Raw genomic sequence first — 26681 nt, forward strand, 5'->3', positions numbered from 1 at the left:
TGGCTGCACGGCTTCCGACGACTGCGGATCCGCTGGGAGCGACGCGACGACATCCACGAGGCCTTCCTCGGCCTCGCCACCTGTCTCATCACCCACCGGCACGTCCAACGCCTTTGTTAGGACCTCTTAGAACCCAAGCGTCGCCACTGGTCCACTTTTCAGCCGTCGCCGACAGAGACCAAGGCTGTACATGTTTGAGCCTGGCGATTCTCAGGGGCAACGGCAGTGCGCCCTTGGTACCGCTACCCACGACGCGAGTCGGTCGTACACGGCCGGCTTGCCAGCAAGCCCTGCTCAAGGTGGAGGGGGCGGGAAGATTGATTTTGGTCTTCCGGTCAACGGTAAGGGCGAATATCGATTGCAGGCATCGCTGCAGCCTCAGCTGCGGCGATGCCTTCGTCGCTGTCCTCGTATACCAGGCAGTCGCGGGGGGCGACGCGTAGGCGTCTGGCTGCGGTCAGAAAGATGTCCGGCGCAGGCTTGCCTCGTGCCACGTCGTCTCGCGTGATGATGAGGTCGAAGGCGTCGTGGAAGGGCTGATGGGGCAGCGTCGCCTCGATCATGGACCGGGTGCTGCCCGAAGCGATGGCCATGGGGATCCTTCCCGCGGCGTAGTCGACAACGTCACGGATGCATGGGTGAGGGCGAACCGTGTGCGCGATGCTCAGGAAATGCCTGTCGCGTTCGGCGACAAGTTCGGGGATGGGCCGGGCCAGCCGCAGGGAGCGTTCGCTGACGAAGCTCGCGATCATCTCAGCTGAAGAGAGGCCGGTGCGACCGTCGAACCACTGCTGCTCCAGGTCGATCCCTTCAGTGGCGAGAGCCTTAGCCATGGCGCGATAGTTCGCCGTCTGACTGTCCACGAGTGTGCCGTCCCAGTCGAAGAGAAGGCAGGTTGCCCCGCGGGGAGAGAGACCGTCGTGCATCAGGCGAGGCTCCTTGCCGGTGGGCGGATCTACAGCTGCCGACATTTTGTGTCCCCAATAAACATGACGATCATCGCCAGCTGCGCCGTCTCCCCCGCACGCGCTGAAGGCCCGGAGGGGCCGTGGCTGTGGTTTGACCGGCGGATTCAGGATGTCTGCCGCATGCCTTACAGCGGACAAGGTCGGTAGACAGACCGGTGCGGCTGCCGCCCACTTGCCTAGGCTGCAGTGCTCGGGAGGCATCCTTCGAGGGTGCGAGGCGCTGGAGCTCCGCCTCGGTCGACTTGAGCAGGTCGTTCCAGGACGCCTCGAACTTCTCGACGCCCTCGTCCTCCAGCAGCTGTACGACCTCGTCGTACGAGATCCCGAGCTTCTCGACGGCGTCGAGGTCGGCGCGGGCCTGCTCGTACGTGCCGGCGACCGCGTTGCCGCGGATCTCGCCACTCTGCTCGATCGCCTGCAGCGTGGCCTCCGGCATGGTGTTCACCGTGTTGGGCGCCACCAGCTCGTCGACGTACAGGGTCGCCTTGTAGGCCTTGTCCTTGACGCCGGTCGAGGCCCACAGCGGACGCTGCTTGTTGGCACCGGCGTTCTCCAGCTTCGCCCAGCGCTCTCCGGAGAAGACCTCCTCGTACGCCTGGTAGGCGAGGCGGGCGTTGGCCACGCCGGCCTTGCCGCGGGCGGCCTTGGCCTCGTCGGTGCCCAGCGCGTCGATGCGCTTGTCGATCTCGGTGTCCACGCGGGACACGAAGAAGGACGCCACGGAGTGGATCTTCGACAGGTCCAGACCCCGCTCCTTGGCCCTCTCCAGGCCGGCCAAGTAGGCGTCCATGACCTCGCGGTAGCGCTCCAGCGAGAAGATCAGCGTGACGTTGACGCTGATCCCGAGGCCGATCACGTCGGTGATGGCCGGGATGCCCGCGAGGGTGGCGGGGATCTTGATGAGCGTGTTGGGACGGTCGACCAGCCAGGCGAGCTGCTTGGCCTCGGCGACGGTCGCCTTCTCGTTGTGCGCCAGGCGCGGGTCGACCTCGATGGACACCCGGCCGTCCTGGCCGCCCGTCGCGTCGAAGACCGGGCGCAGGATGTCGGCGGCGTCGCGGACGTCCGCCGTGGTGATCATGCGGATGGCCTCTTCGACCGTGACCTTGCGGGCGGCGAGGTCGGACAGCTGCTGGTCGTAGCCGTCGCCCTCGGAGATCGCCTTCTGGAAGATCGACGGGTTGGTGGTGACGCCCACGACGTGCTGCTGGTCGATCAGCTCGGCGAGGTTGCCGGACGTGATCCGCTTGCGCGACAGGTCGTCCAGCCAGATCGCCACGCCTTCCTCGGAGAGGCGCTTGAGTGCGTCTGTCATGGAAAATCAAACTCCTACGTCTCGTATATGAGCGTCGGCGCTGAGCCACGGCGAGGGATTCCAACGCCTTGGCGGCCACGTTCTCGGCAGTGAAGCCGTGCTCCCGGAAAAGGACCTTGCCGTCCGCGGAAGCACCGAAGGGCTCCAGGGAAACGATGCGGCCGGCGTCCCCGACGTACTTGTGCCAGGTCAGACCGATACCCGCCTCGACCGCCACCCGTGCCTGGCGGGCGGCGGCAGAACGCTGTCCCGGTACCCCTGGTCCCGCTCCTCGAACCACTCCACCGAGGGCATGGACACGACCCACGTCGGCACGCCGTCGGCCTGGAGCCGCTCGCGCACCTCGACGGCCACGTGCACCTCGGAGCCGGTGGCGATGAGGATGACCTCGGGGGAGCCGCCCGACGCCTCGAACAGGACGTAACCGCCCTTGACCGCGTCCTCGTTGCCCTCGTACGTCGGCACGCCCTGGCGGGTCAGCGCGAGGCCGTGCGGGGCGCCCTTGCCGAACTCCTTGGTCCAGCGCCGCAGGATCTCGCGCCAGGCGATCGCGGTCTCGTTGGCGTCCGCCGGGCGGACCACGTTCAGGCCGGGGATCGCGCGCAGCGAGGCCAGGTGCTCGACCGGCTGGTGGGTCGGGCCGTCCTCGCCGAGACCGATGGAGTCGTGCGTCCACACGTACCTCACCGGCAGGTGCATCAACACCGAGAGCCGGACGGCGTTGCGCATGTAATCGGAGAACACCAGGCGTACCGCCGTAGATACGGGTGTTGCCGTGCAGCGCAATGCCGCCCATCTCCGCGGCCATCGAGTGCTCGCGGATGCCGAAGTGGATCGTGCGGCCGTACGGGTCCGCCTCCGGCAAGCGGGTCCGTCGGCAGGAACGACGACGTATTGTCGATCGACGTGTTGTTGGAGCCGGCCAGGTCGGCCGAGCCGCCCCACAGCGCCGGGACGACCGCGCCGAGCGCCTGAAGCACCTTGCTGGACACGGCGCGGCTGGCGACGCCCTTGCCAGGCTCGCGGACCGGGAGCTTCTCCTCCCAGCCGGTCGGCAGCTCGCCCTTGCTGATGCGGTCGAACTCCGCGGCACGCTTGAGGGTGTTGTCCCACCACAGCTGGAAGGACACTCGGCCTTCGCCTCGGTGCCCCGCTCCAGCGCGCCGCGGGTGTGGCCGATGACCTCGTCGGAGACCTCGAAGGACTGCTCCGGGTCGAAGCCCAGCACCCGCTTGGTCGCCGCGACCTCGTCGTCACCGAGCGCCGAGCCGTGCGCGGCCTCGGTGTTCTGGGCGTTCGGGGCGGGCCAGGCGATGATCGAGCGCATCGCGATGAAGGACGGCCTGTCGGTGACGGCCTTCGCCTTCTGGATCGCCTCGAAGATCGCGACCGGGTCGAGGTCGCCGTTGGCCTGCGGCTCGACACGCTGGACATGCCAGCCGTACGCCTCGTAGCGCTTGACGGTGTCCTCGGAGACGGCCGTCTCGGTGTCGCCCTCGATCGAGATGTGGTTGTCGTCCCACAGCAGGATGAGGTTGCCGAGCTTCTGGTGGCCGGCCATCGAGGACGCCTCGGCGGAGATGCCCTCCTGGAGGCAGCCGTCACCGGCGATGGCGAAGACGAAGTGGTCGAAGGGGGAGGTGCCCTCGGGGGCCTCCGGGTCGAACAGACCGCGCTCGTAGCGGGCGGCCATCGCCATGCCCACCGCGTTGGCGACACCCTGGCCGAGGGGCCCGGTGGTGGTCTCCACGCCCTTGGTGTGGCCGTACTCCGGGTGCCCCGGGGTCTTGGAGCCCCAGGTGCGGAACGCCTTGAGGTCGTCCAGCTCCAGGCCGAAACCGGCCAGGTAGAGCTGGGTGTAGAGGGTCAGGGACGAGTGGCCGGCGGACAGCACGAAGCGGTCGCGCCCGACCCAGTCGGGGTCGGCCGGGTCGTGCCGCATCACCTTCTGGAAGAGGGTGTAGGCGGCGGGAGCCAGGCTCATCGCCGTACCCGGATGGCCGTTTCCGACCTTCTGTACGGCGTCGGCGGCCAGGACGCGGGCGGTGTCGACGGCCCGCTGGTCCAACTCGGTCCACTCGAGGTCTGTGGTGGTCGGCTTGGTTGTTGTGGGCTGTGCGGCCCTCATGGCATAGCTCCTGGGGTGGCAGCCGTCCCGGAGGCCGACGGTGCATAGACACAAGGTCGCAGCGCGAGCGGCGGGGGAAACCCCGCCGGTTCCGGCTGCCGCAGATGAAGGAAATGGCTGGGGATCGGCACATGGAGCCAGAGCCGCCGTTGATGCTCGCTCGCCGGCACGGGGTAAACCTGCCAAGGGACAGTTCAGCATTCGCGGGTGCCTCCGGTGGGATCACCGGACCGATGCCCCAGCGGTTCATGGGGTTGCGTCGAGCAACTTGCCACGCAGGGCTGTGGCGAGAGCGGGGGCCAGTGGCAGACGAGGAATCAGCGTGGTCTGCAAAGCGTGATAGACGTCGGGTTTGCCCTGCCAGACGGTGCTTGCGGGCCGCAGATCGGCGTCAAGTTCGTGATACCAGGATCCGTGAGCCCGGTCCATGAACGCCTCGGCATGCTCCCACCACCGGTGATACCAGTTCTGGTATTCCGTGCCATTCGTGACGCTGTGCAGTGCCGCAGCTGCACCGATCGCCTCTGCGACCACCCAATGGAGCCGTGACCTGATCACAGGGCTCTTATCCCAGTCGATGGTGTAGACGAAACCGGGTGCTCCGTCCGCCTCCCAACCGTATGCCACCGCCGTGTTGAACAGAGCAACGGCATCGTCCAGGAGCCAGGAGAGTGCGCTGGCGCCCAGGGATGCGCGTAGGTGAAGGCAAAGACGCGCCCATTCGAGCAGATGCCCGATAGTCACGCCATAGGGTCTGAACTGGTCGCCAGGATGCTGGATGTTGTAGTCCAACTGGGGTTCCCAGGCAGCGTTGAAGTGCTCCGGCAGGAGCCAGTCATGTGCGCGCGCGAAACCGTGGATGACCCGTTCCACGATGGACAGTGCACGTCGGCGCCAGGTCTCATCACCCGTCACGTCGGCCGCGGCGAGCATCGCCTCGACGGCATGCATGTTGGCATTGACACCCCGATAGGGATCTATGGTTGACCACGCCCGGTCCCAGGTGTCGATGACCAGGCCCTCGTCTTCGTCCCAGAAGCGTCCCTCGAAGATACGAAGCGCTTCATCGAGCAGAGCATCGGCCCCAGGTGTACCGGCCGCCGCGGCGCTGCTGGCCGCCAGCACCACGAAAGCGTGCGTATAGGCACTCTTGTCGGTGCTCACCGGCTGCTGGTTGTGTACGGCGTCGAACCAACCGTCGTACTCCGGGTCGCGCAACTGGCCGCTAAGTGCCGTCACACCGTGTTCCACGAACTGACCGCAGGAAGTGGGGTGCCCCAGCAACTGGCCGAGGGCAAAGATGTGGGTCATGCGACACGTGATCCAGGCATACACCGGCAGCTCGGTGTCAGGGCGCCCGTTGCTGTCGAGCCAGGCAAAGCCGCCGGTCGGATCAATGGAGCCTGCGGCGAAATCGATAAGGCGGCTCGCCTCGACTGCCAGCCAGTCGGCGTCATGTACACGACTGGGCGGCTGATGGGAGGTGTTCATAGCGGGTTCCGTGCTGGTGTGGTTGGTGGGGACAGGCCCCCATAGCGCGCTGGCGGCGTGCAGGGAGGCGCGGAGTGGGTCCAGGTTGAGTGCTCTCACGGGGTGATGACGATCTTGTGTGCCGTCTTGTCATTCCGCAGGGTCTCCAGCGCCTTGCCGTAGTCCTCGAGCCGGTAGCGGTGAGTGATGACCCCGTTGGTCCGGGCCCGTCCAGAGCGCAAGGCAGCGATGGCTGCCGGGAAAGAGGCGATCTCGGCGAACGAGCCCTTGATGGTCAGCTCGCGTCGGAAGATGTCATAGGGCGAGACCTGTACTAGGTCGCTCTCGTCCGTGACGCCGTAGAAGAGCGCTGTGCCGCCGTTGCGGGTCAGCGGGAGGCACACAGCGCATACATCAGCGCTGCCCGTGGCGTCGATGACGATGTCGTAGCCGTCGCCCCCCGACATCTCGCGCAGTTTTACGGCATCGCCCTGCAGATCCGCACGGTTCATCACGAACGTCTCATCAGCCCCCAAGGCGCGAGCAGTGTCGAGTTTGAAGGCCGTGGGCGCGGCCACGGTGACGTGAGCTGCGCCGCTGGCAGCGACCAACTGGGCTAGCAGCTGGCCGGTGGGGCCGGCGCCGAAGACCAGGGCGCTCGATCCGGAAACGGGGCGCAGCACGTCGACGCCGTGCATGACGCAGGAGGTGGGTTCGACGAAGACTGCGGTGTCGGGATGCATCCCCTCAGTGGAGAACACCTGAGCTGCGGGCGCGGTGACATATTCCGCGAACGCTCCAGGCAAGTTCGACCCCATGCCGGTCAGGCTGGTACACATCAGAGGCCGCCCGGCCCGGCAATAGGAGCATTGGCCGCAGCTTGAGTTCGGATTGATGGTGGCCTGCTCGCCGAGGGTGAATTCGTCGACACCCTCGCCGATCTGGTCAATCTCCCCGACCACCTCATGGCCGGGGATGAGGGGGAACGCCGCCATGAACTGTCCGTCATGCAGGTGGAGGTCGGTTCCGCACACGCCGGTTTGGAGCACGCGCAGGCGGATCTCTCCCGGTCCGGCCTGCGGTGTGGGGATCTCCCGGACGGTGAAACTGCCGGGTGCGTCGTAGACGACTGCCTTCACGTCGTTCTCATCTCTGTGCGTGGTGGGAAGAAGCGCTGCTACCGCAGGGAGTGCAGGTACCGGATGGCGGCGGCAGGATCCGGTGCGCCGTAGACGAGGGAGCCCGGAATGACGCCGTCAGTGCCAGCCGCGGCAAGAAACTCAATGGTCTCGGCGCGAATGCCGCCGTCGACGAAGATGGGCCGGTCCTGTTGCACGGCCTTGGCGTGGCGTCGCAGGTCCGAGACCCGCTGGGGGGTCGCGGGGTCCTGGGAGACGCCCTTGATGCCAATCGCAGTGCCCATCAGCAGGAATCGGTCGACCTCAGCTGCAAGAGCGGCCGCGTTCGCCACCGCCTCGTGCGTTTCGACACCCAAAGAGGCCTGGACACCGGCTTCGCGGATTGAACCGAGCGTGCGGTGGACATCCGGGCACGCCCCGGACTGGACGGTGATCATATCGGCGCCGACGTCGATGAAGCGCCGTGCCCAGCGATCGGGGTCCATCACGTTGAGGTGCACGTCCAGAACGAGCCCGGTGCGGGCGCGGACGGCAGAGACGAAGTCAGGACCGAACAGCAACTCGTCGACGTTGTGGCCGTCGAAGACGTCGATGTGAAACCCGTCAGCGACGCTGGCCACCTGGTCCATGGCCCTTCCCACATCGAGCAGGTCGGCTGACCAAAGGGAGACGTACGCCTTCACTGTCAGGACTCCAATGCTGGTTGGAAACCGGGGACGCACTGACGATGCCTCTTCGTTTCCGATCTGTAAAGAGCCAATTCGAAAGAAAACGAGCTACGATGCTATCGTGCAGTACGAGATCAGGTCGCGGAGCCGCCACCCGGACGGGCAGCCGAGAGTCTCAATAGCCCTCCACCTGGGCTTATTCCTTCAGCGGGCCCATGGCAAAGCGCACAGGCCGAGCCGCCCCTTGCGTCGACCTCCTTGCCACGGACAGACTCGTTTTGTTTCGAAGGGGCCCCTACCTAGTGATGAGGCGATGAGATGCGTGCGATAGGCGTCGATGTCGGAGGCACGAAGCTGGCCATCGGCGGGTTGAGCAGCAGCGGTGAGCTGTACGACTACACCGAACGTCCTCTGCCGAGCCTTGACTACGACAAGCTGCTGAACACCATCGCGGAGACTGTCGGTCACCTGCGCGATGACAGGTTCGTGCCGCCGAAGCTCGGGGTGGCGATGGCCGCTTGGCTAAGCCCCGACCGCGAGAGCGTGGTCGCCGCAGCCAGCCTGGGCTGGAACGACCGCAAGCTGCGCCAAGACCTCGCCGAGCTCACCGGGCTGGAAACGGTCGTGCACAACGACGCCAACAGTGCTGCCTGGGGTGAGTACATCCTGGCGGGGCGTCCCCAACACGGAGCATTCGTGATGCTGACGCTCGGCACCGACGTGGGAGGCGGTGTCATCACCAACGGCCACCTGCTGACCGGAGCCTTCGGGGTGGCGGGCGAACTGGGCCACCTGCAAGTGCGCACCGACGGCCCACGCTGTGTCTGCGGCAACCGCGGCTGCCTGGCCGTGTACGCCAGTGGCAAGGCCATGTTGAACCGCGCCCGTCGAGCGGTTATCGAGGCTCCTGTCAAGGCATCGCTGCTGGCCAGGCTGTGCGGCAACGTCCCGGCACAACTGCGCGGTCATGACGTCGCGACCGCCGCACGGCAGGGCGACAAGGCGGCGCTGGCCATCGTGGCGGACGCAGCCCAAGCGATCGCTGCGGCATCGGCCGTGATTTCCCGCGTGGTCGACCATCACACGCTCGTGCTCGGCGGTGGTGCCAGTGCCATGGGCCCTGTCCTGCAGCAGGCCGTGGTGTCCGCACTCAAAGACACCGCACCACTCGGCCCCGTCCTTCCCCTGCCCGACGTCCGCATTGCGGGTGCCGGCAATCAGGCCGGAGTACTGGGTGCGGCAAGCCTCGCCGCATCCACGCAGTGACCTCCCCCTCACATCCCGGCCGCACCAGCGGCCTGAACAGCCTTGAAGGAGTTCTTGTGTCCGTTGTTGGAATTGGTGTCATCGGAGCCGGCCGGATCGCGCAGGCAGCGCATCTGCCCGCGCTGGCGCGAGCAGAAGGCGCACGGCTTGTGGGCCTGTGCGACCCGTCTGAACTGCTCGCGCGGCGGGTCTCAGCCCGCTACGAGGCGCCCGGTTACACCAGCGTCGAGGAGATGCTGGACGACGACGCCGTCGAAGCGGTGATCGTGGCCGTGCCTGACCGCCTGCATCTGCCGCTCGCCTCCCAGGCCCTGCACGCCGGCAAGCACGTACTGGTCGAGAAGCCGCTGGCCGGCACGGTGGAAGAGGCCGAACAACTCCAGCAGCTCGCGGTTGAGAGCGGTCTGCATCTGCAGGTCGGGGCGATGAAGCGCTACGACCCGGGTGTACAGCATGCCGCGCACGCCATCCAGAACAAGATCGGGCGCATACTGTCGGCGACCGTGTGGTACCGGGTGATGGCGGGCTTGCGGCCCTCCACCGAGGCCACGCTGTTTCCCGCGCTGGTGGTCGACCAGGGCGTGCGCGCGCACGAGGCCACGTTCAAGGCCAATCGCGAGCAGTACCTGCTGACGACGCACGGTGCCCATGTCCTGGACGGCATGCGCTACCTGTTGGGTGATCCGACCGGCTTGTCCGCGCAGATGGCCCGTGCCGACAACGACCTGACGTGGCACGGCCTGGCAAACCTGGCCGAGGGAGGGCTGGCGCACTTTGAGATCACTGCGAACGTACACGCGGAGTGGTCCGAGGGCGCCGACGTATACGGCGAGAACGGCTACGTGAAACTGCGTACCCACTTCCCCTTCACCCTAAAGGCCAGTGACGTGGAGGTGTTCGACGAGGCCAGCGCGACCAGCGAGCGCGCCGTCTTCGGAGACTCCAACGCTTATGAGCGGCAGATCGAGGCCTTCGCCCTGGCCATCCGCAACGACCTGCCCGACAGCCCCAGCGCCGAGGACGGCGTCGCCGCCGTCAAGCTCATCAACGCCGTGGCCGACTCGGTCGCCCGGGGCGGAACGAAGGTGACCCTGTGACCGAACTCGGCGTCTTCGCCCGCGTCTTCCCCAGCGGGCCACCCCGCACGGTCGCCACAGCAATCCGCGCAGCCGGATTCACCGCCACCCAATTGAACCTGTCCGCCGTGCAACGCCCCACGCTGGACACCACGCTCACCTCCCAAGACGCCCAGGGCATCGCAGCCGCGTTCACCGCAGCAGGCGTACGGATCTGGGGATTGTCGGGCACCTTCAACGCGATCGACCCCGACGAATCAGCCCGTCAGCAAGCCGTTGAGGCATGCCTCAACGTCATCCGGTGTGCACCCGACATCGGTGCCGAAGTGGTCACCTTGTGCACCGGGACCCGAGATCCGATCAACATGTGGCGCGCTCACACCGACAACACCAGCAAGCAGGCCTGGGCCGATCTGCGTGCCACCCTCGATGCCCTCCTCCCGACCGCCGACGCTGCTGGCGTCCGGCTCGGCATCGAACCCGAGCCCGGCAACGTGATTCGCGATGCCGCCGCCGCCGCACTCCTGCTCCAGCAACTGGGAGACGACGCACGGCACCTCGCCATCGTCTTGGATCCGGCCAACCTACTCACCGTCGACACCGCAGCGAATCAGGAACGCATCCTAGGCGTCGCGTTCGCTGCCCTCGGCAGTCACACAGCTGCTGTCCACGCCAAAGACGTGGTGGCCTTTGGATACGCCGCCCCCGGACACGGCAGCCTGGACTATGACCTGGTGATGCGACTGCACGCTACCCTGCCTCGGCCGGTTCCGGTCATCGCCCAGGACCTAGTCGCTGAGGATGCCCCGCGGGTCCATGCGTTCCTGCAGACTCACGCCAGCAAGCACCGGATGCAGGCATGAGCAGGCGACCCGCCCGGGAGAGACTCGCCTTCGACATCACCGGCAACGGGGACCAGCCCCTGTTGCTTCTGCACGGCCTTGGGGCAGACCGCAATCAGCCCCTGTCGTTGGCCGATGCCACTGTGCGCAGCCGGTGCCAAGTGCTGGCCCCCGACCTGCGGGCGCATGGTGCAACGACCCTTGATGAACGCGAGGAACTGCTTACATTTTCCCAGATGGCTGCCGATGTTGAAGAGGTGATCAGCGACGTCGCTCCGGAGCAGCCGCTCGTCGTGGTCGGCATCTCCATGGGAGCTGGCATCGCCACCCAGCTCCTCGCGCGAGGCAAAGTTGCCATCCGTGGCCTGGTCCTCATCCGCCCGGCCTGGTGCTGGCAATCCCACCCCGCGGGGCTGTTCGCCTTCCCTCACATCACTCAACTGCTGCGCAGAGACGGGCCGGCCAAGGGGAAGGTGCGCTTTCGGAACAGCGAGCACTACGCGAGCATCGCAGCCTCTTCAACTGCGGCGGCCGATGCACTCCTGGGCCAGTTCGATGCCCCGAAAGCCGTGGAACGGGCCCAGCGCCTGACCGCGATCCCGGCTTCTGCTCCCGTCCGGCCCGCCACCCCCGACGTCGCCAGACTAGTCATCGGCAGCGAGAAAGATCCGGTACACCCGCTGTCCGTCGCCGAGCGGGTGGCCGAAGATCTTGCAGCACCTCTGGAAATCGTTTCGCCTCGCTATGATGCGCCTGAGCATCATTACACACAGGTCGCGTGCGCGATTCGAGACTTCGTACAGGACGTCTGACTCATGCCATCACACCGGAAGAACGCAGACGGGCAACGCGTCGGGACGCCGGAGAGCAGGCCGGCCGCGTTCGCCGAAGAACGGCATGCCCGTATCCTGCAGCTGCTGGGCGAGCGCGGCCGCATCCGCAACAGCGAACTCGCCGAACTCCTCGGCGTGACCGAGCCGACCGTCCGCAAAGACGTGGCGGATCTGGCCCGCCAGAATTTGCTGCACCGCACCCACGGCGGCGTCATGGCCATCCGCCCGGCCTTCGAGCCGGACCTACCCGCCCGGGTCAGCCGCAACACCGAGGCCAAGACAAAGATCGCACGCGTCTGCCTGGATCTCATCGGCGACGGCGACGCTGTCTTCCTGGACGGCGGCAGCACCGTCCTGCGCATCGCCGAACTCCTCGCCGAAACCACCACCCGCACACCGCGCAACGTCAACGTGCTCACCAACGCACTCAGCGTCGCCCAGACCCTGGCTGACCGGGCCGGTATCAGGCACACCGTCCTCGGCGGAACCTACCGCCCCACCGGAGGCTGCTTCGTCGGCCCACTCACCCTCTCCGACCTCGACAACTTCACCGTTAACGTGGCATTCATCGGGGTCACCGGCCTGTCCGAACAAGGCTTCACCGTCGCCGACCTCGGCGAAGCCCAGGTAAAAAAGGCCGTCGTCGACCGGGCACGCCGCGTCATCGTCGTCATGGACCACACCAAACTCGGCGCAGTGGACTTCGCCAAGGTATGCGACATCGAAGCCGTAGGAGCGATCGTCACCGACCAACCCAGCGACTACCTGACCGAGCTGTGTAAGACGGCAGGTATCGATCTCATCACGGCAAATAGTGCCCGCATCTGACGCCTCTGAGCGGCGTGCACGCTGCGGCACACCGGGCCGGCGCACAGGTGGTATGTCTGTGCGCCGGCCCTGCATTTGTGATCCGTACCCGCACACGCACGACCGCCTTGTCTGCTGCACCTCCACCACCCCGTCCCACTGGACGTTGCGGAATCGCTGACGATGTGGCGGGCGAAATTAACTCGGCCCAGGGACAGGCCCATGTACGGCCCGATGGCGAAACCTACATGTGCTTGCCAGGGTGAGAGATCCACTGCTGAGCCGTGGCAACACGGCAGTCTGGTACCTCCTGCCCCTTTGGCATCGACCGCTTCCCACCCCGGACGGATCCCATGCCAAAGTCGGCCAGGACCTTCGTGTTCGTTGCTCAATCTCCTTGACTGTCGGATTACTGTGCGGGCACTGACGTCAGGGCCGGGTGGTCAAGAGAAACGGGCTGTTGGGCTACCGCGTCGTAGCCGATCAATGTATCACTCGGCTCACGCCCCGATCCTGATGCGGGGGATCGACCACCCGGCAGGCGTTTCGCGCGTGGTCGCGGGGTGGTCGGGCTGCATTGAAGCAGTTCCTAGTAGGGTTTGGTCAGGTTCGTAGTGGTGTGGGTATGTCGCGGTGGCAGGTGGGGCAAGCGCCGGTCCAGGTGGCGAGGAGGGTCTGGAGTTCGCGGACCACTTGGTAGAGGCTCAGACCTGCACTACGTCTTTTGGGTCTCGTGGCAGTCGTTGCAGGGTGCAGAAGGCGTGGGCGGCGGAGACGAGGGTGACGTGGTGGTGCCAGCCGTTCCAGGTGCGGCCTTCGAAGTGGGCCAGTCCCAGGGCCTGTTTCATCTCGCGGTAGTCGTGCTCGATGCGCCAGCGCAGCTTGGCCAGCCGCACCAGCGTGGCCAGCGGCATCCCGGAGGGCAGGCTGGAGAGCCAGAACTGCACGGGTTCGGGTTCGGTGGCGGGCCATTCGGCCAGCAGCCAGCGTTCGGGCAGATCAGGACCGTCGCTGGTCTTGCGGACGCCGCGTCCGGCCGGGCGGATGCGCAGGGCCACGAACCGCGAGTACATGCGCTTGAATCCGCTGATCGACTTGCCGGGCCGGGAGCCTTCCCTCCAGGACACCGGCCTCGCTGCCGCCCGCCCGGCCGCGATGACCAGGTCTTTCACGCTCTGCGCAGGCTCGGGATACTGCATGCGGTGGCCGGCCGGTGCCCGCGTAAGCGGGCTGGACGGGCCGGGCGCCGGCTGGATGGGCGGTGTGGCGGGAGGAAATGCCCACCGCGTAGGGCAGGTTGCGTTCTTCCAGGCCGTGGCGGAAGGCGGCGGCATCTCCGTAACCGGCGTCCGCGACGACCAGGGGAATGTCGATGCCCCACGACCTGCTCTCGTCGATCATGTCCAGGGCCAGCTGCCACTTCTCCACATGCCCCACCCGGTCGGGAATGCCGCAGCGGCTGCGGCGGGCGACCTTGTCCGCATCCGCTTCCGGCGAGGCCGGATCCCAGGACGCGGGCATGAACAGCCGCCAGTTCACCGCGGCCGAGGCATGATCGGTGGCCAGGTGCAGCGACACCCCGACCTGGCATTTGGTGACCTTGCCCGCCGTGCCGGTGTACTGCCGCGACACACACACCGAGGCGTCCCCGTCCTTCAAGAAGCCGGTGCCATCGACGATCAACGCCTCCGTCCCGATCGCCTCCTGCATCCTCCAGGCCAGCCGGGCCCGCACATGGGCCGGATCCCACGGACTGGAGGTGATGAAGTGCGCCAGCGCCTGACGGTTACCGTCCTCACCCAGACGGGCCGCCATCGGCTCCACCGACTTACGCCGCCCGTCCAAAAGCAGTCCGCGCACATACGCCTGCCCCCAACGCCGCTGATCCACACGGAAGAACCCGTCGAACAACTCCGCCGCGAACGCCTCCAGGTCCTCCCGGACCCCGGCCATCTCCTCAGGTGTCACGCCATTCCAACGACACTCGTAGAGCAGCGGACACGCATACACAAACGAAGATGACCAAGCCCTACTAGCCATGGTCATTGACGGTCGGGCGGCTGGTAGGCACCTGTCCGTCTTTGCCGAGAGCGCTGCAGCGGTCTGGTTCACAGGGGGCTGAGGAGCTCTGCCCCACTTCGCACAGAACAGCCTTGCAGGCTCGATTCAACCCGACTATCTTTGCATTGACTCGCTCTATGCCATTTATGGTAACAGAACGAAAGCATACGGAGATCGAGTATGAACTAAGCACGGGTCGTTCCGTCCGATCGCTGACAGTATCTGCTCTCCTGGCACACGTTCTCAGGGCCTCACCATGTACTCGCAAGCCGCGCTCTCCTCCTCACTCGCTCCCGCCAAATTTCTTGCCCAGGGCTGGCGCACTCTCTCTTTTAATGCATCTCGAGAGTCGAGGTCCGAACAGAGCGCAATCGCTCAGCCCGCTTCGCATGCGACGTGGCACGGACGTTGTGCCACGTTCGAACAAGCATCAGCCTGGGCATCCGATACTCGAAGGCGCGTGACCTCGACTCTGCTGCAGTGGCGCCTGGATGGCAGCGTTGTCGATATGGCCAGCCTGGTCGTGGGTGAACTGGCAGCCAATGCTGCTCAGCACGGACGCGCTGACATGACACTCGCCGTGGTGCTTGGTCCGGGAGTACTCGAGGTGACCATGCAGGACCGGGGGGATCGTCGGGAGGCGCCCGCATCCTTCAATGAATCTCCGGACGAACACGGCCGCGGATTTTTGATCATCGACTCCCTGGCCTCGAAAGTTGAAGTCCAACGACATGCTTGGTGGCACCGGGTCCGGGTCTGTCTTGCCGTGCCACCTGCGGGTACAGGCTGAAGGCCTGGAGTGTTCGAGGGCGAAGCCTCATCCGACTAATGGTGCCCGGAGGGCTCGGTGCCATCACGCAGCCGGAGCCTGCAGCCTCCAAGCAGCGCCCCTCGTCCCCTCAGCGCCGGTCGGGAGGCGTCGAATCGGCGATATCAAGGGTCACGTTGGACAGCGGGCAGCCGACACATGCCAGCACATGACTCTCCGTCTTCTGCTTGCGGGTGAGGCAGGAGTGTTCGGGTTGCGTGACCTCTCCGCTGCGCACGCGCACCATGCATTCGCCACAACTGCCAACCGTGCAGGAGTACGGCATGGGCAGCCCTGCGGCGAGACCGGCATCGAGCAAGGTCTGGCCGGGTTCGACCACGGCCGTTCCGACGAAGTTCCCGTCCCTTTCGACTCTCATCTCCTGCGGTGCCGCCGCGGTCGTGGCGGCGACGCCGCCACTGAAGCGTTCTTGGTGCATGTGCTCCTCCGGCACGCCGAGTTGTTGCAGGACGTCCTGCACGGTGTCAATGAGTGCTTCGGGGCCGCAGACGAAGTGATGTGCGGTGTCTCTCAGCGGTAGGCCGGTCACCCATCGGCGTACGCTTTCGGCCCCGAGTCGGCCATCGCGGCTCGTGAGGACATGGGAGACTGCCAGCCGATCTGGATGGTCCTTTTCCATGCGAGTCAACTCATCCCCGAAGATGACCTCTTCGGGGCTTCGGCTGCTGTACAGCAGATCGATCCTGCCGGCCGATGCAGGATCGGACAGGCAGGTGCGGATCATGCTCATCATGGGCGTGATGCCGCTGCCGGCCGCGATGAGCACCAGCTGTTCAGGGACCTGCGCTGGGGCGTGGAAGATACCGGAGGGGCCGCGTACCGCGAGCCGGTCCCCGCAATGCAGGTCACGGTGGGCGTGCGTGGAGAACTGCCCGCCCTCAACGTGCTTGACCGTGAGTTCCAGCCGGGTCGCGCCCGGCGCCGAGGAGGCCGAGTAGGCACGCCGTACCGGCTGGCCCGCGATGTTTGTGACCAGGGTAAAGAACTGCCCGGGGTGAAAGTCGAATGGCTTGGCCTCGTCGGCTGTGTCCTCGAGTACCAGGGTGCGGGTGGACGGCGTCTCCTGCCGTATCTCGCAGATGCGCACAGGCCGCAGCGGGCTCTCCGTCACCTCACCGTGATGCGTTTCGCCGCGGCGCGCCACGGCGGGGACGCGAACATCGACGTAGCCCTCATTGCGTAGCCCGGAAACGTAGGCACGGTCCACCGCTTTCCGCATCAGCCAGCTCATGTACGGAATGGCGGTGACGACCTTGATCAGCCGTGCCGAGGCGCGCCCAGACTCGGCAGCGCCAGCGGCCAGATGGGCGCTGCCCAGGGCCATCATGTCAGGTGCCGAGTCCCGGCCGGATCGTGCGTCAGGGTTCCACAGGCGGGCACGGGAAACAGCATCGTTGCTGCGGACCTCCGCATACTCCACGTCGATGAGGACGGCGAGGTGCGGCGGCAGGCCGCGCAATGCCAAGTTCTTCAGCAGCGCCGCGTCGTCGGTGATCGCAGCGCGCCCGTGGATGTGCAGGACACCGCTGCGGCCGGGGACGAGGGCGGCCAGGGCGACCCGGTCGTCCTGCAGCAGGTTGTTCAGGGTGTCCGCGCGTTTGTTGCCCTTACGGTCGGCCAGCACCAGGGTGCGGCCGTTCAGGATTCGGGCCACCGTCTGCCGCTCCCCACGCGGACTGGTGTCACTGCCGCCTTCCGCGTCCCAGGTGGACAGAGCCAGGAAGGGCGAGGCGGCCAGGAAGTCGCTGACACCCGGGCCGGCCAAGGGCCCCTGGTCAGGCATCAGCTCCGCGACGGGGGACGCAGGTGGCGGCTCCCACAGGCCGGAGCGGATGACAGCCTGCGCGCAGTGCACGTACGCCTCGGCGACGTCCACGGCCGCCTCCCCACCCTTGAGGGCGGATGCGGTGCCGTTGACACGCAGCACCTCACCCACACCGGGCAGCAGAAAGAACAGCGAGACCGGGCCGGATGCGACGCTCGCCCCAGGAACGGGGAAAGAGAATCGCTGCGGGGAATGGACGCGCGCGAATCCGGGCGTGCCACCGACGAACGTGGTGCGGACTAAGCCGTCGGCGTCCTGATGGCCGAAGGCCGCGACCGAACTGTGGGCGAGGACGTCGCGGCACCCTGCGTCCAGGACGCTGATTTGCTTCTTCATGATCATCGCTGCCGGGCGGCCGACGACCGCCTCGACCTCGTCCACGGAAGTCAGCCGGTGCATCGTGCCCGGCTCGAAGGTGTGGTGCATGAGATTCCTTTTCAGCCGGGAGCTGCCGGGAAGAAAGGTCGGACAGCCTGGTCAGCACCCACCGGAACGCGGTGCCGTATGCCAGGGCACTCAGGGTGACGGTGGTGAAGCCGGAGGAGACGGCTGACGTCGCCGTACCTCCAAAGTGATCACCCTGCGCTTGCGGGGGAGGTACACCCGGGGGATGACCGCCACAGTCCCAGACTTTGGGTCCTCGCGTTTTCGCAGCTCATGGCACTATTCTGAGCAAAGGCTCAGCTATTTGCTACTCGCTTTTCGCCAGCCAGGAGGAAGAACGGATGCCCCCCGCCGACCGCCGCCTCACCCCACGTCGCAAGCCTCGACAGGTACGCGCCGAACTCACCCGCGAGCGCATCCTCACCGCGGCTGCTCACGTTTTCGCCGAGTACGGATACGCAGCTGGCACCACCAACCGGATCGCCGAACGGGCCCGGATGTCCATTGGCTCGCTGTACCAGTACTTCCCGAACAAGGACGCCATCCTCGCCGAGCTGCTGGTCCGGCACATCGACCGCGGCGCGTGGACAGGAGCCGAGGAGCTGGACATGACTACCTGCAGCTTGAAAGAAGCCGTCCGGTCCCTGGTCCGCGACGCGATCGACCACCATCGTGATGACCCGAAGCTCCTGCGGATCATGATTGAGGAAGCGCCGGTCTCCAGTGACCTGATCGAAGCGATTGACCGCCACGGCAGAGCCCGGGTGCGGCAGGTACGCGAGGTGTTTGCCCGTCATCCGGATGTCCGGGTGCAGGATCTCGACATGGCCGCAGAACTCATCGTGGGAACCGTCGAGATGAACACCCATAAACTCTTGGCAACCCCGCACCCCAACCAGGTCGAAAGGCTGGAGACGGAACTGGTCGCCATGATCACTCGATACCTGCGCGGCGACTAGCTAAAGGCTGTCCCGTAACCGCTGGTCACGCGTGGGACGATCTTGGTGTGGCTGGTGTGATCACGGCGTCCGATCCGTCTTGGATAGCTCCGTTCACGGGACTGTCTCCTCGGTCCTTCGGTGCGTTGGTCAGGGCGCTGCGTCGAGAGGAAGCGGGTGGGTCTCGCCCGGGGCGGCCCTGGTCACTGCCGCTGGAGGACCGGGTGCTGCTCGTGGTCGCGTACTGGCGCACCAACCTGACGCTGCGGCAGTTAGCCCCGCTGTTCGGAGTGTCGAAGTCTGCGGCCGCTCGGATCGTCCGCTGTACCGGCCCGCTGCTCGCGCTCAAGCAGCGCCAACGGTTTCGCAGGGGCGCCGTTCTTATCGTGGACGGCACATTGGTGCCCACCCGCGACCGCACCATTGCCCAACAGTCCAAGACATCTCATGTCGTTCAGAGGTCAAGTCCGCGCTCAGGCGGCGAGGGTCAAAGGGGCTGGGAAGGCTCGCTCGGGGTCGTATGTCGTTCGGTTTTGCAGGCAGTAGTAGAGGCAGCCCAGGAGCTTGTTGAACAGGTTCCGCAGTGCGGCGGTGTGGCGTTCTCCGCCGGCTCGTCGCCTGTCGTAATGGGCGCGCGGAGCCTCAGTGCGGAGCGTGGCAAAGGCCCACATGTAACCAACACCGGCGAGTCGTTGGTTCTTGACGGTCCGGGCCACGACGACATGGCTACGGCCCGAAGCGCGTGTCACGGGTGCCGCGCCGGCGTATGCCTTGACTGCCCTCGCGTCCGCGAACCGGGAGCGGTCGTCACCGATCTCGGCCAGTACTCGGGCCCCGGACAGCACGGAGAGCCCCGGGAAGCTGATGATGATGTCGGCGTCCGGGTGCGCGAGGAAGGCTTCCTCTGTCGCCGCCGCGAGGTCGGTGACACTGCTGCACGCAGCATTGACCTGCTGGATGAGTGCTGATGCCTGCCGCCCCATGGCCTCTTCGACCAGGGGCAGCTGGTGGAGATGCTCCGCGCGGAAGATCTCCCGGAGCCTCTCGACCTCCGTATCAATGCCGCGGCGCAGGCGACCCGCCCGTGTGAGGAGCGCGCGCAACTGGCTGCGGGTGAGTCTGGCCGCAGAGGCCGGGGTGGGGCGGCCGCAAGAACCGCGCGTGCGTGTGCGGAGTCGAGTCCCAGCTTGCCTGATCCGTGGAAGGCGGTGAGGGCGGCCGGGTAGTACTCGCGCAGGTGGGAGCGGAGTCGGTTGACCATCTGCTGTCGATCCCAGACCGCGTCCTGCTGTGCGCGGGCGAGGACGGCAACGGCTTGCCCGGCTTCGCTGTCTGCGGGCAGCGGGCGATGGGCGTGCCGGTCGGTACGGAGAATGTTGGCCAGTACCCGCGCGTCAGCGGCATCGGACTTGGCCCTGGAGACACTGCCGCGGTCGCGGTAGCGGGCGGCGGCCAAGGGGTTGATCGAATAGACCGCTCGGCCGGTGGCTCGCAGCGCGGCAACCAGCAGCCCACGCGGAGTCTCGATGGCGACCGGGATCAAATCCTCGACGCTGTCGCCATGCCGGGCCAGCAATTCCAGCAGGGCGTGGAAGCCAGCGCTGTCGTCGCTGATCCGCAACTTGGCCAACTGGCTGCCGTCCTGGTCGACGAGGGCTATGTCATGGTGCCCCTCCGCCCAGTCGATGCCGCAGAAGATCGCGCTCAACCTCTCTACCTCCGGTCTCGTCATGCACGTTCATTTCCCGGGCGGAGCACGCGGCGCTCTAATAGAAGTGCTCGGGGCACGCCATCTCATGAGCCGTTCGTGTCTCCAGCGACGGGCAGGGACCTCGGTCTGCTGGAGAGCTCTGGGCTCGCGAACTGTTGAGAGGTCGGCCCCTGCCGGCGGGCTGGCGACATGAAACCCCGCTCCTGCCGGGTGGGACCGGTCTTAGAGGTCCTAACAAAGGCGTTGGACGTGCCGGTGGGTGATGAGACAGGTGGCGAGGCCGAGGAAGGCCTCGTGGATGTCGTCGCGTCGCTCCCAGCGGATCCGCAGTCGTCGGAAGCCGTGCAGCCAGGCGATCGTGCGCTCTACCACCCAGCGGAAAATGCCCAGGCCGGAGCCGTGTTCCACGCCTCGTTCGGCGATGACCGGGCGGATGCCGCGCTGCCAGAGCAGGCGGCGGTACTTGTCGTGGTCGTAGGCGCGGTCGGCGAGCAGGGCATCGGGGCGGCGTCTGGGTCGACCGACGACGCCTGCTACGGCCGGGATCTTGTCGATCAGGGGCAGGAGCTGTGTGACGTCGTTGCGGTTTCCGCCGGTCAGCGACACCGCGAGCGGGATGCCCTGGGCGTCGGTGACGACGTGGTGCTTGCTGCCCGGCCGTGCGCGGTCGACCGGGCTGGGTCCGCTTTTGGGCCTCGCCGAGCGGCCCGCACGTGGGAGGAGTCGATCACCGCCCGGGACCAGTCCAGCTGCTTCGCGGCCCGCAGCTTTCTCAGCAGCACCAGGTGTAGTTCGTCCCACACGCCGGCTTCGTTCCATGCGGCCAGGCGCCGCCAGCACGTCATACCCGAGCCGAAGCCCAGCTCCTGGGGCAGGTACTCCCACTGGATGCCGGTATGCAGCACGAACAGGATCCCGCACAATGCCTGCCGGTCTGGCACCCGCGGCCTGCCCTCGACCAGCTTCGGTGCCGGCTCGGGCAGCAACGGCTCGATCAGCGACCACAGTTCATCCGACACGATCCACGGCCGCGACTGACGTTTCCCCACGACCAGACCAACGACCACCAAGACTGAAAGTCACATGATCAACAACTTCTGTTAGGACCCCTTAGACAAGAGATCAAAGGTCCCGGAACTACCGAAGGTCTCCGCCCGGCAGGGCGGGCGCGAGGCAGAGCCGGTCTGACCACGGGGATCTCATCCCGGAACGGGGGCAGGCTTCCACCTCGCTCGACAGCCCTTGCGCTCACGCGCTCAGGCTCACCGATGAGCTATTAGAACTACCGCTACTCCACCAAACACCAGATCGTTCTCGACGCGGAAAGCAGCTTGGTCGTCGCCGTCGGCCAACCGGTGCCCGGCCACCGAAACGACTGCAAGGCATGGGAAGAATCAGGCGCAAAGGCGATGGTCGGCCGGGTCACCACCATCGCTGACGGCGGCTACCGCGGCACCGGGCTGGTCATCCCGCACCGGCGTGTTCCAGGCGAGGAGCTTGCGGCATGAAAGCAGCAGCACAACGCCTCGCACCGCCGTGTCCGTGCTCGCGTCGAGCACGCCTTCGCACGCATGAAGACCTGGACGATCCTCCGCGACTGCCGACTGAAAGGAGCGGGCGTCCACCACGCGATGCTCGGCATTGCCCATCTTCACAACCTTGCGCGCCGCGCGTGACCGCACCCATCGAAGCAACTGCCCGTTCACGATTCGGTCGGCAGGATGTGGACCAGGCCGACCCAGTTTTCCTCGTCCGCCTTGGTGTGGGTGGCCCGAACCGTCCAGCGGCCGGCGGGCAACCGGACGGGCGCCTGGGCGGGCATCCCACCGCCGGGATACTCGATGCCCAGTTCGGAGCCTGCTTCGGCGGAGTCCATGAGCACGGCCGGACCATCCGACACCCACGTGCCGCACTCCTCCCACTCGGTGCCCGGGTCGGCGAGGACAGCCTCTGCTGCGGCCTTCAACCCGGCCTCGGAGTCGGCGGCAAGCCACCGCAGGAAGGCGCGGTGCTCGGGCAGGTAGCAGCTGGTGGCCGGCTCGTCCGCCAGCACCAGTGCCTGCGCACCGTTCTCGCCAACGGTGATCACACCGGCTAGATCGTCCACCGCACAGGCCCGGTCGTAGTCGTCTGAAGCGGTGGCGTCTCCCGCCATGACCCCGGTCTCCGTGCACCCGTGCCATGCAGCCAGCGCAGAGGCGGGGATGACGATCAAAGGTCCGCCCATCGACTCCACCCAGACAGGAGAGGTGTGGGACGCGTCGGCTGCGGTGGACGAAGAGGCGCTCATGTCGTCAGTGTGCCCTCGCCCACTGACAACGCCCACGCCGCTCATTGGCGTTCAGTACAGGGAACAGCCCAGCGCCTGCCGCAATCAGCGGTTACGGGACAGCATTTAGGCACGTCGAACCCACGTCGTCATCGGGAACATGCGAATGATCCGTCACCATCGTGAGCAAGTTCCGGCTCCGCCGGAACGAGACCGCAACGCTCCGCGTCGCAGCCTCAAGATTCGCTTCACTCCCGGCCTGAACCGGAGCACTGCGGAATGATGTCCTGCAGCGGGCGATGCTCGCGGACTTCCCCTCTTGAAGTCGTGCTACGCCTTCTTCTCCCACTGGCGCGAGTTCAGGCTGATCACCGCTGTTCGCTCTCCGGCGAGTCCTTCAAAGTGGCAAGTTTCTCGCGAATCTCCCCGGCCTCTGGGTGATCGAAGGCCTCGAGGACCGCCAGTGCCAGCCTCCAACTGGTGCGAGCGGCCTTCGGCCGGCCGGAGGCGATATAAGTGTCACCGAGTAGGCCGAGAGTATGGCCTTGCCCCCACCAATTGCCAACATCGCGGTGCGCCTCGAGAGCCGCCCGATAGGTCTCCACCGCATCGTCATGACGGTGGAGCCGGTGGTGTACCGTGCCGAGGTTACCGAGTGTGACCCCTTCAATCCAACGGTTGTTATTGTCACGCAGAACGATCAGTGCCTGCTCCAGGCAGTCGATGGCCTCGTCGAACCGGTCGAGCCTCTGGTAGATGTCACCCAGGTTGCTCAGGGCCATGCCCTCCGCCCAGGTGTTTCCGAGAATTCGGAATATGGCCAGCCCGCGGCGGACGTTCTCGACAGCCTTGCCGTGCTGACCAGACTCGATATAGACGCCGCCCAGGTTGGACACCGCGACCGCCCTGCCCAACTTATCGCCCAGTTCGGTGTAAATGGCTACTGCCTGCTGCAGATGTGCTATGGCTTGATCAATATCTCCCGAGACACGCAGAGCGGCGGACAGGTCCAAGTGGCCTTCAGCCTCGCCCTTGCGGTCCTGTGCCCTTTGAGCGGCGGACAGTCCCGTCCGGGCGGTGTCGACCCAGTCCTCTGTATGACCGCGGAGATAGAAGAACCCCCATAGCAGGGCGGGAAGCCGCCATGCGATGCCCGGGTGTCCGGACGCGGCGGCCTGGTGCACGGCCGCGACGAGATTGGCTCGTTCGGTTGTGCACCAGTCCAAAGCCTGCTCGTGCGTGGTAAATGCCAGGGGGTGGCAGGTGGCGGGCCTCGGCTCGAGAGGGATCCGGCGGCGGCGGGGCGTGATGTGAGAGTACGTGGCGTCTGCGGTGTGCAGATACCAGTTGAGGAGCCGCTCAACGGCCAGGGCGCGCTCCTGAGATGTCTCCTCAATATGGACACGTTCAGCGGCGTAGACGCGAAGCAGGTCGTGCAGACTGTACCGCCCGGGCCTGAGCTCCATGAGCAGGTTGGCGCGGGTGAGTTCCTTGAGCAGGCCGCGCGTCTCACGCTGAGGAAGCCCGACAAGGCTAGCCGCGGCCGGCAGAGAGATGTCGGGTCCGGAATGCAGGCCCAACAGGTGGAACATGCGCGCAGCCGAGCCGGACAGGGCACTGTACGAAGAGGAGAAGACAGCTCGCACATCCGTGGCGATGTCGCCTCCAGCGAAGGCGTCAAGGCTGCCCTGGCACTCCCGCAAGTCTTCGGCGATCGCGCTCAAAGAGAAACCAGGGTTGGCTGCGGCCCGGGCAGCGATAATGGCCAGTGCCAGCGGCAGGCGTGCGCTGTATGCGATGAGTTCTTGCGCCGCCTCTGGTTCAGCCGTAAGCCGCTCGATGCCGAGACGTTTGGCCAGAAAGGAATGAGCGTCTGCGGACGTCAACGGATTCAGCGTCAGTGGATGTGCTCCGTCGCCTGCGACCAGGCCAGTGAGCTCGTTTCGGCTGGTGACGATGACGAGAGAGCCGGGCGAACCGGGTAGCAGGGGCCGTACCTGGTCGGTGTCCCTGGCATTGTCGAGGAGAATCAACACCCGTCGGTGGGCGAGCAGGCTGCGGTACAGCGCGACTTGGGCGTCGAACCCCATAGGTATCCGCTGCGCTGGGACCTCGAAGGCGTCGAGGAAGGCTCGAATGGCTTCCCCCGGCGGCACAATTGGAGCCACGGGATCGAAACCACGCAAATTGATGAAGAGTTGACCGTCGGGAAAACGGTGAGCGACCCGATGGGCAAGGTGCACCGCCAGTGTGGTCTTACCGATGGCGGCCATGCCGTCGATCACACTGATCACCACAGTGGCCGGATACGTGTCGTCTTTCGGCAACAGCGCTTGTGCCTGCCCCAGTTCTGCACGACGGCCGGTGAAGGTGCCGAGATCGGCGGGCAGCTGTGCAGGGCGAGCTATCTCCGGGGCCAGCCCGGAGGGGGAGGGCCGGTCGGGCAGGTCGGCCGGGGCCTCCAGCGAGTCGGTGACCCGACTTGCTGGTGAGGGGGCTAATGTCCCGTCAGCGGCCAGTATGCGACCGTGCATTTCCCTGAGGGAAGCTCCGGGCTCGATGCCCAGCTCGGACACCAGGGTGCTTCTTGTCCGCTGGTAGGCCGCCAGTGCTTCGGCTTGGCGCCCAGATCGGTACAACGCGAGCATAAACAGTTGGCACAATTGCTCCCGCAGGGGGTACGCGTTCGTCAGCGCGGACAATTCGGGGATGACCTCGTTGTGGCGCCCGAGTTGGACATCAAGCTCCAGTCGGGTTTCGAGCACGGTCAGTCGCTGCTCGTGGAGGCGGGCGCGCTCAGCCTCGGCTAGCGGACCGGGTAGCCCTGCCAGTGGTGTCCCTTCCCACTCTTCGAGTGCGGTGTGCAGTAGTGCGCTGGCGGCTGACGCCTCGCCAGCGGCTCGAAGCCTTTGCGCTTCGGCGAACCGCTCCTCGAACACGCCCAGGTCCGTGGCGCTCTCCGGAATATTGATCAGGTATCCGTCCGCGGCCGAGAGGACCACCCTCGGAGGAGTTCCCGCAGCGCGTCCAGGTTCCAATACCTTGCGCAACCGGGACACATAGGTGCGCAGGACGGATATGGCCGCCGTCGGGGGCTCCTCGCCCCAGATGGCGTCGACGAGTTCGCCCACCGTGACAAGACGCCCTCGCCGCGACAGCAACGTCACCAGTACAGCGCGCTGCTGCGGTGATCCGAGGTCCAGTTCCCGTCCGCCATGCCATGCTCGGACTGGACCCAGTACAGCGAATCGCAAGGAGTCGGACAAAGGTCCAGATATTTCAGACGCCGTGTTCACCTCATCAAGATAACAACGTCTACGGACTTTTCCGTTCAGTTGTCGGGCTGACATTGCTAGGGAGTGACTCTCCGATCATGGCCCCTCGGCCATACCCGCTGCATGTCCTCGTCACTTCACCCTCCTGCACCGCGCCCCTGCGAGAGCTGTCCATATCGTCGCAATGTGCCCAGGGGAATCTGGGCCAATGAGGAGTACGCGAAGCCCCGGCGCTACGACGCCGACACCCCTGATCAACCCACGGGGTTGTTCCAGTGCCATCAGGCCGATGCCGACAGTGCTGTGAAGCGTGTATGTGCTGGCTGGGCTGGGTGCACGAGGGTGAGGAACTCCAGGCCCTGCGGCTGGCGGTGCTCGACGGCCGCATCGACGCCGACACGTACCAGGCTGTGGTCGAGTACGTGTCGCCGGTGCTCCTGTTTCCTTCAGACAGTGACGCCGCTGCTCACGGTGAGGCAGGCATCGATGCGCCGGATGAGAAGGCCCGCCACCTGATCAACAAGATCGCTCGGACACGCAACGACCTTGTGCCGTAGGGGTTCTTGGTCACGAGCGAAGCCAGATGAGGAGGGCGGCGGCCGTCACGGTGCCGAGGAAGACGTATCCGCGCTTGTCGTAGCGGGTGGCAACGGCTCGTAGGGCCTGTTGCGAAAGGTGGCGCGGTCACCCGAAGGGCGGCCACGCGGCAGGCACCGCTTCGTATCAGTCTCCGGAGGACCGCTGTCCCTGGGAGCCGTGGGCCGCGAGCGGAAGACTGCGCAGCGACAGTGCGCTCGGCGCCGGCAGCGCTCCGTGGGCCGCCTCGACGCGGAACGACTGGAGCAAGTACGCCACCAGACGCCGGGACGCGGCACGG

At 66.1% G+C, this 26681-nt stretch carries 14 protein-coding genes and 10 pseudogenes; 11 read left to right on the forward strand and 13 right to left on the reverse strand.

Going from position 1 to position 26681, the window contains the following annotated elements; translation table 11 throughout:
• A pseudogene (locus EHS43_RS08705) lies at positions 1–120 on the forward strand (IS5/IS1182 family transposase); the annotation flags it as partial.
• A gap of 215 nt (positions 121–335) precedes the next feature.
• Here the strand turns inward: EHS43_RS08705 and EHS43_RS08710 are convergent.
• From EHS43_RS08710 to EHS43_RS08735, 6 genes and pseudogenes are all read right to left on the reverse strand, one after another.
• On the reverse strand, positions 336–926 hold the full coding sequence (locus EHS43_RS08710) for an HAD family phosphatase (RefSeq protein ID WP_125189956.1): 591 nt from the start codon (positions 924–926) through the stop codon (positions 336–338).
• A 244-nt stretch (positions 927–1170) separates the two neighbouring features.
• Positions 1171–2283 (reverse strand): annotated as a pseudogene (gene tal, locus EHS43_RS08715) (transaldolase); the annotation flags it as partial.
• Positions 2284–2320: 37 nt separating this feature from the next.
• A pseudogene (tkt, locus tag EHS43_RS08720) lies at positions 2321–4411 on the reverse strand (transketolase); the annotation flags it as partial.
• Between the two features lie 246 nt (positions 4412–4657).
• Positions 4658–5902 (reverse strand): AGE family epimerase/isomerase, encoded by a 1245-nt coding sequence (locus EHS43_RS08725; protein ID WP_125189957.1) that lies wholly within the window; start codon positions 5900–5902, stop codon positions 4658–4660.
• A 95-nt stretch (positions 5903–5997) separates the two neighbouring features.
• Positions 5998–7020, reverse strand: a complete 1023-nt coding sequence (locus EHS43_RS08730) for a zinc-dependent alcohol dehydrogenase family protein (RefSeq protein ID WP_125189958.1) — start codon at positions 7018–7020, stop codon at positions 5998–6000.
• A 38-nt stretch (positions 7021–7058) separates the two neighbouring features.
• Entirely contained in the window at positions 7059–7703 is a 645-nt protein-coding gene (locus EHS43_RS08735; protein WP_148104028.1) for a ribulose-phosphate 3-epimerase, read from the reverse strand.
• A 303-nt stretch (positions 7704–8006) separates the two neighbouring features.
• On the opposite strand from EHS43_RS08735, the gene EHS43_RS08740 reads away from it, so the two are divergent.
• From EHS43_RS08740 to EHS43_RS08760, 5 genes are read left to right on the forward strand one after another with little or no spacing between them, the layout of a single operon-like run.
• Complete coding sequence (locus tag EHS43_RS08740) at positions 8007–8954, forward strand: ROK family protein (protein WP_125189960.1); 948 nt, start codon at positions 8007–8009, stop codon at positions 8952–8954.
• Positions 8955–9010: 56 nt separating this feature from the next.
• Positions 9011–10051: a Gfo/Idh/MocA family protein gene (locus tag EHS43_RS08745; RefSeq protein WP_185806168.1), complete on the forward strand. Its 1041-nt coding sequence runs from the start codon at positions 9011–9013 to the stop codon at positions 10049–10051.
• Positions 10048–10893, forward strand: a complete 846-nt coding sequence (locus EHS43_RS08750; RefSeq protein ID WP_125189962.1) for a sugar phosphate isomerase/epimerase — start codon at positions 10048–10050, stop codon at positions 10891–10893. The genes EHS43_RS08745 and EHS43_RS08750 overlap by 4 nt, the downstream gene beginning before the upstream one ends.
• Positions 10890–11684, forward strand: a complete 795-nt coding sequence (locus EHS43_RS08755) for an alpha/beta fold hydrolase (protein WP_125189963.1) — start codon at positions 10890–10892, stop codon at positions 11682–11684. Before EHS43_RS08750 ends, EHS43_RS08755 begins: the two co-directional genes overlap by 4 nt.
• A gap of 3 nt (positions 11685–11687) precedes the next feature.
• Positions 11688–12533, forward strand: coding sequence for a DeoR/GlpR family DNA-binding transcription regulator (locus EHS43_RS08760; protein ID WP_125189964.1), 846 nt, complete (start codon positions 11688–11690; stop codon positions 12531–12533).
• A gap of 683 nt (positions 12534–13216) precedes the next feature.
• On the opposite strand, the pseudogene EHS43_RS08765 reads toward EHS43_RS08760, so the two are convergent.
• Positions 13217–14465: pseudogene (locus EHS43_RS08765) on the reverse strand (IS701 family transposase).
• 364 nt (positions 14466–14829) lie between these two features.
• Here EHS43_RS08765 and EHS43_RS48900 point away from each other — a divergent pair.
• Positions 14830–15363 (forward strand): ATP-binding protein, encoded by a 534-nt coding sequence (locus EHS43_RS48900; protein WP_125189965.1) that lies wholly within the window; start codon positions 14830–14832, stop codon positions 15361–15363.
• Between the two features lie 109 nt (positions 15364–15472).
• Here the strand turns inward: EHS43_RS48900 and EHS43_RS08775 are convergent, their stop codons facing one another.
• Positions 15473–17653, reverse strand: a complete 2181-nt coding sequence (locus EHS43_RS08775; protein ID WP_125189966.1) for a 2Fe-2S iron-sulfur cluster-binding protein — start codon at positions 17651–17653, stop codon at positions 15473–15475.
• 299 nt (positions 17654–17952) lie between these two features.
• Between EHS43_RS08775 and EHS43_RS08785 the strand changes: the two genes are divergently transcribed.
• Both EHS43_RS08785 and EHS43_RS08790 read left to right on the forward strand, forming a co-directional pair.
• Entirely contained in the window at positions 17953–18570 is a 618-nt protein-coding gene (locus EHS43_RS08785; protein WP_125189967.1) for a TetR/AcrR family transcriptional regulator, read from the forward strand.
• Between the two features lie 47 nt (positions 18571–18617).
• Positions 18618–18989: pseudogene (locus EHS43_RS08790) on the forward strand (transposase family protein); the annotation flags it as partial.
• 33 nt (positions 18990–19022) lie between these two features.
• Here the strand turns inward: EHS43_RS08790 and EHS43_RS08795 are convergent.
• Positions 19023–20281, reverse strand: a pseudogene (locus tag EHS43_RS08795) (IS110 family transposase).
• Positions 20282–20491: 210 nt separating this feature from the next.
• Positions 20492–21327: pseudogene (locus EHS43_RS08800) on the reverse strand (IS5 family transposase).
• A gap of 213 nt (positions 21328–21540) precedes the next feature.
• On the opposite strand from EHS43_RS08800, the pseudogene EHS43_RS08805 reads away from it, so the two are divergent.
• A pseudogene (locus EHS43_RS08805) lies at positions 21541–21936 on the forward strand (transposase); the annotation flags it as partial.
• 26 nt (positions 21937–21962) lie between these two features.
• Here EHS43_RS08805 and EHS43_RS08810 read toward each other — a convergent pair.
• Positions 21963–22550, reverse strand: a complete 588-nt coding sequence (locus tag EHS43_RS08810) for an immunity 21 family protein (protein WP_125189968.1) — start codon at positions 22548–22550, stop codon at positions 21963–21965.
• Between the two features lie 347 nt (positions 22551–22897).
• Positions 22898–25825, reverse strand: coding sequence for a BTAD domain-containing putative transcriptional regulator (locus EHS43_RS08815; protein WP_260470445.1), 2928 nt, complete (start codon positions 25823–25825; stop codon positions 22898–22900).
• Between the two features lie 102 nt (positions 25826–25927).
• Here EHS43_RS08815 and EHS43_RS08820 point away from each other — a divergent pair.
• A pseudogene (locus EHS43_RS08820) lies at positions 25928–26361 on the forward strand (DUF6283 family protein).
• Positions 26362–26527: 166 nt separating this feature from the next.
• Here the strand turns inward: EHS43_RS08820 and EHS43_RS47525 are convergent.
• Positions 26528–26681 (reverse strand): annotated as a pseudogene (locus tag EHS43_RS47525) (TetR family transcriptional regulator); the annotation flags it as partial.

It is taken from the genome of Streptomyces sp. RP5T (genome assembly GCF_003933965.1).
GTDB lineage: Bacteria > Actinomycetota > Actinomycetes > Streptomycetales > Streptomycetaceae > Streptomyces.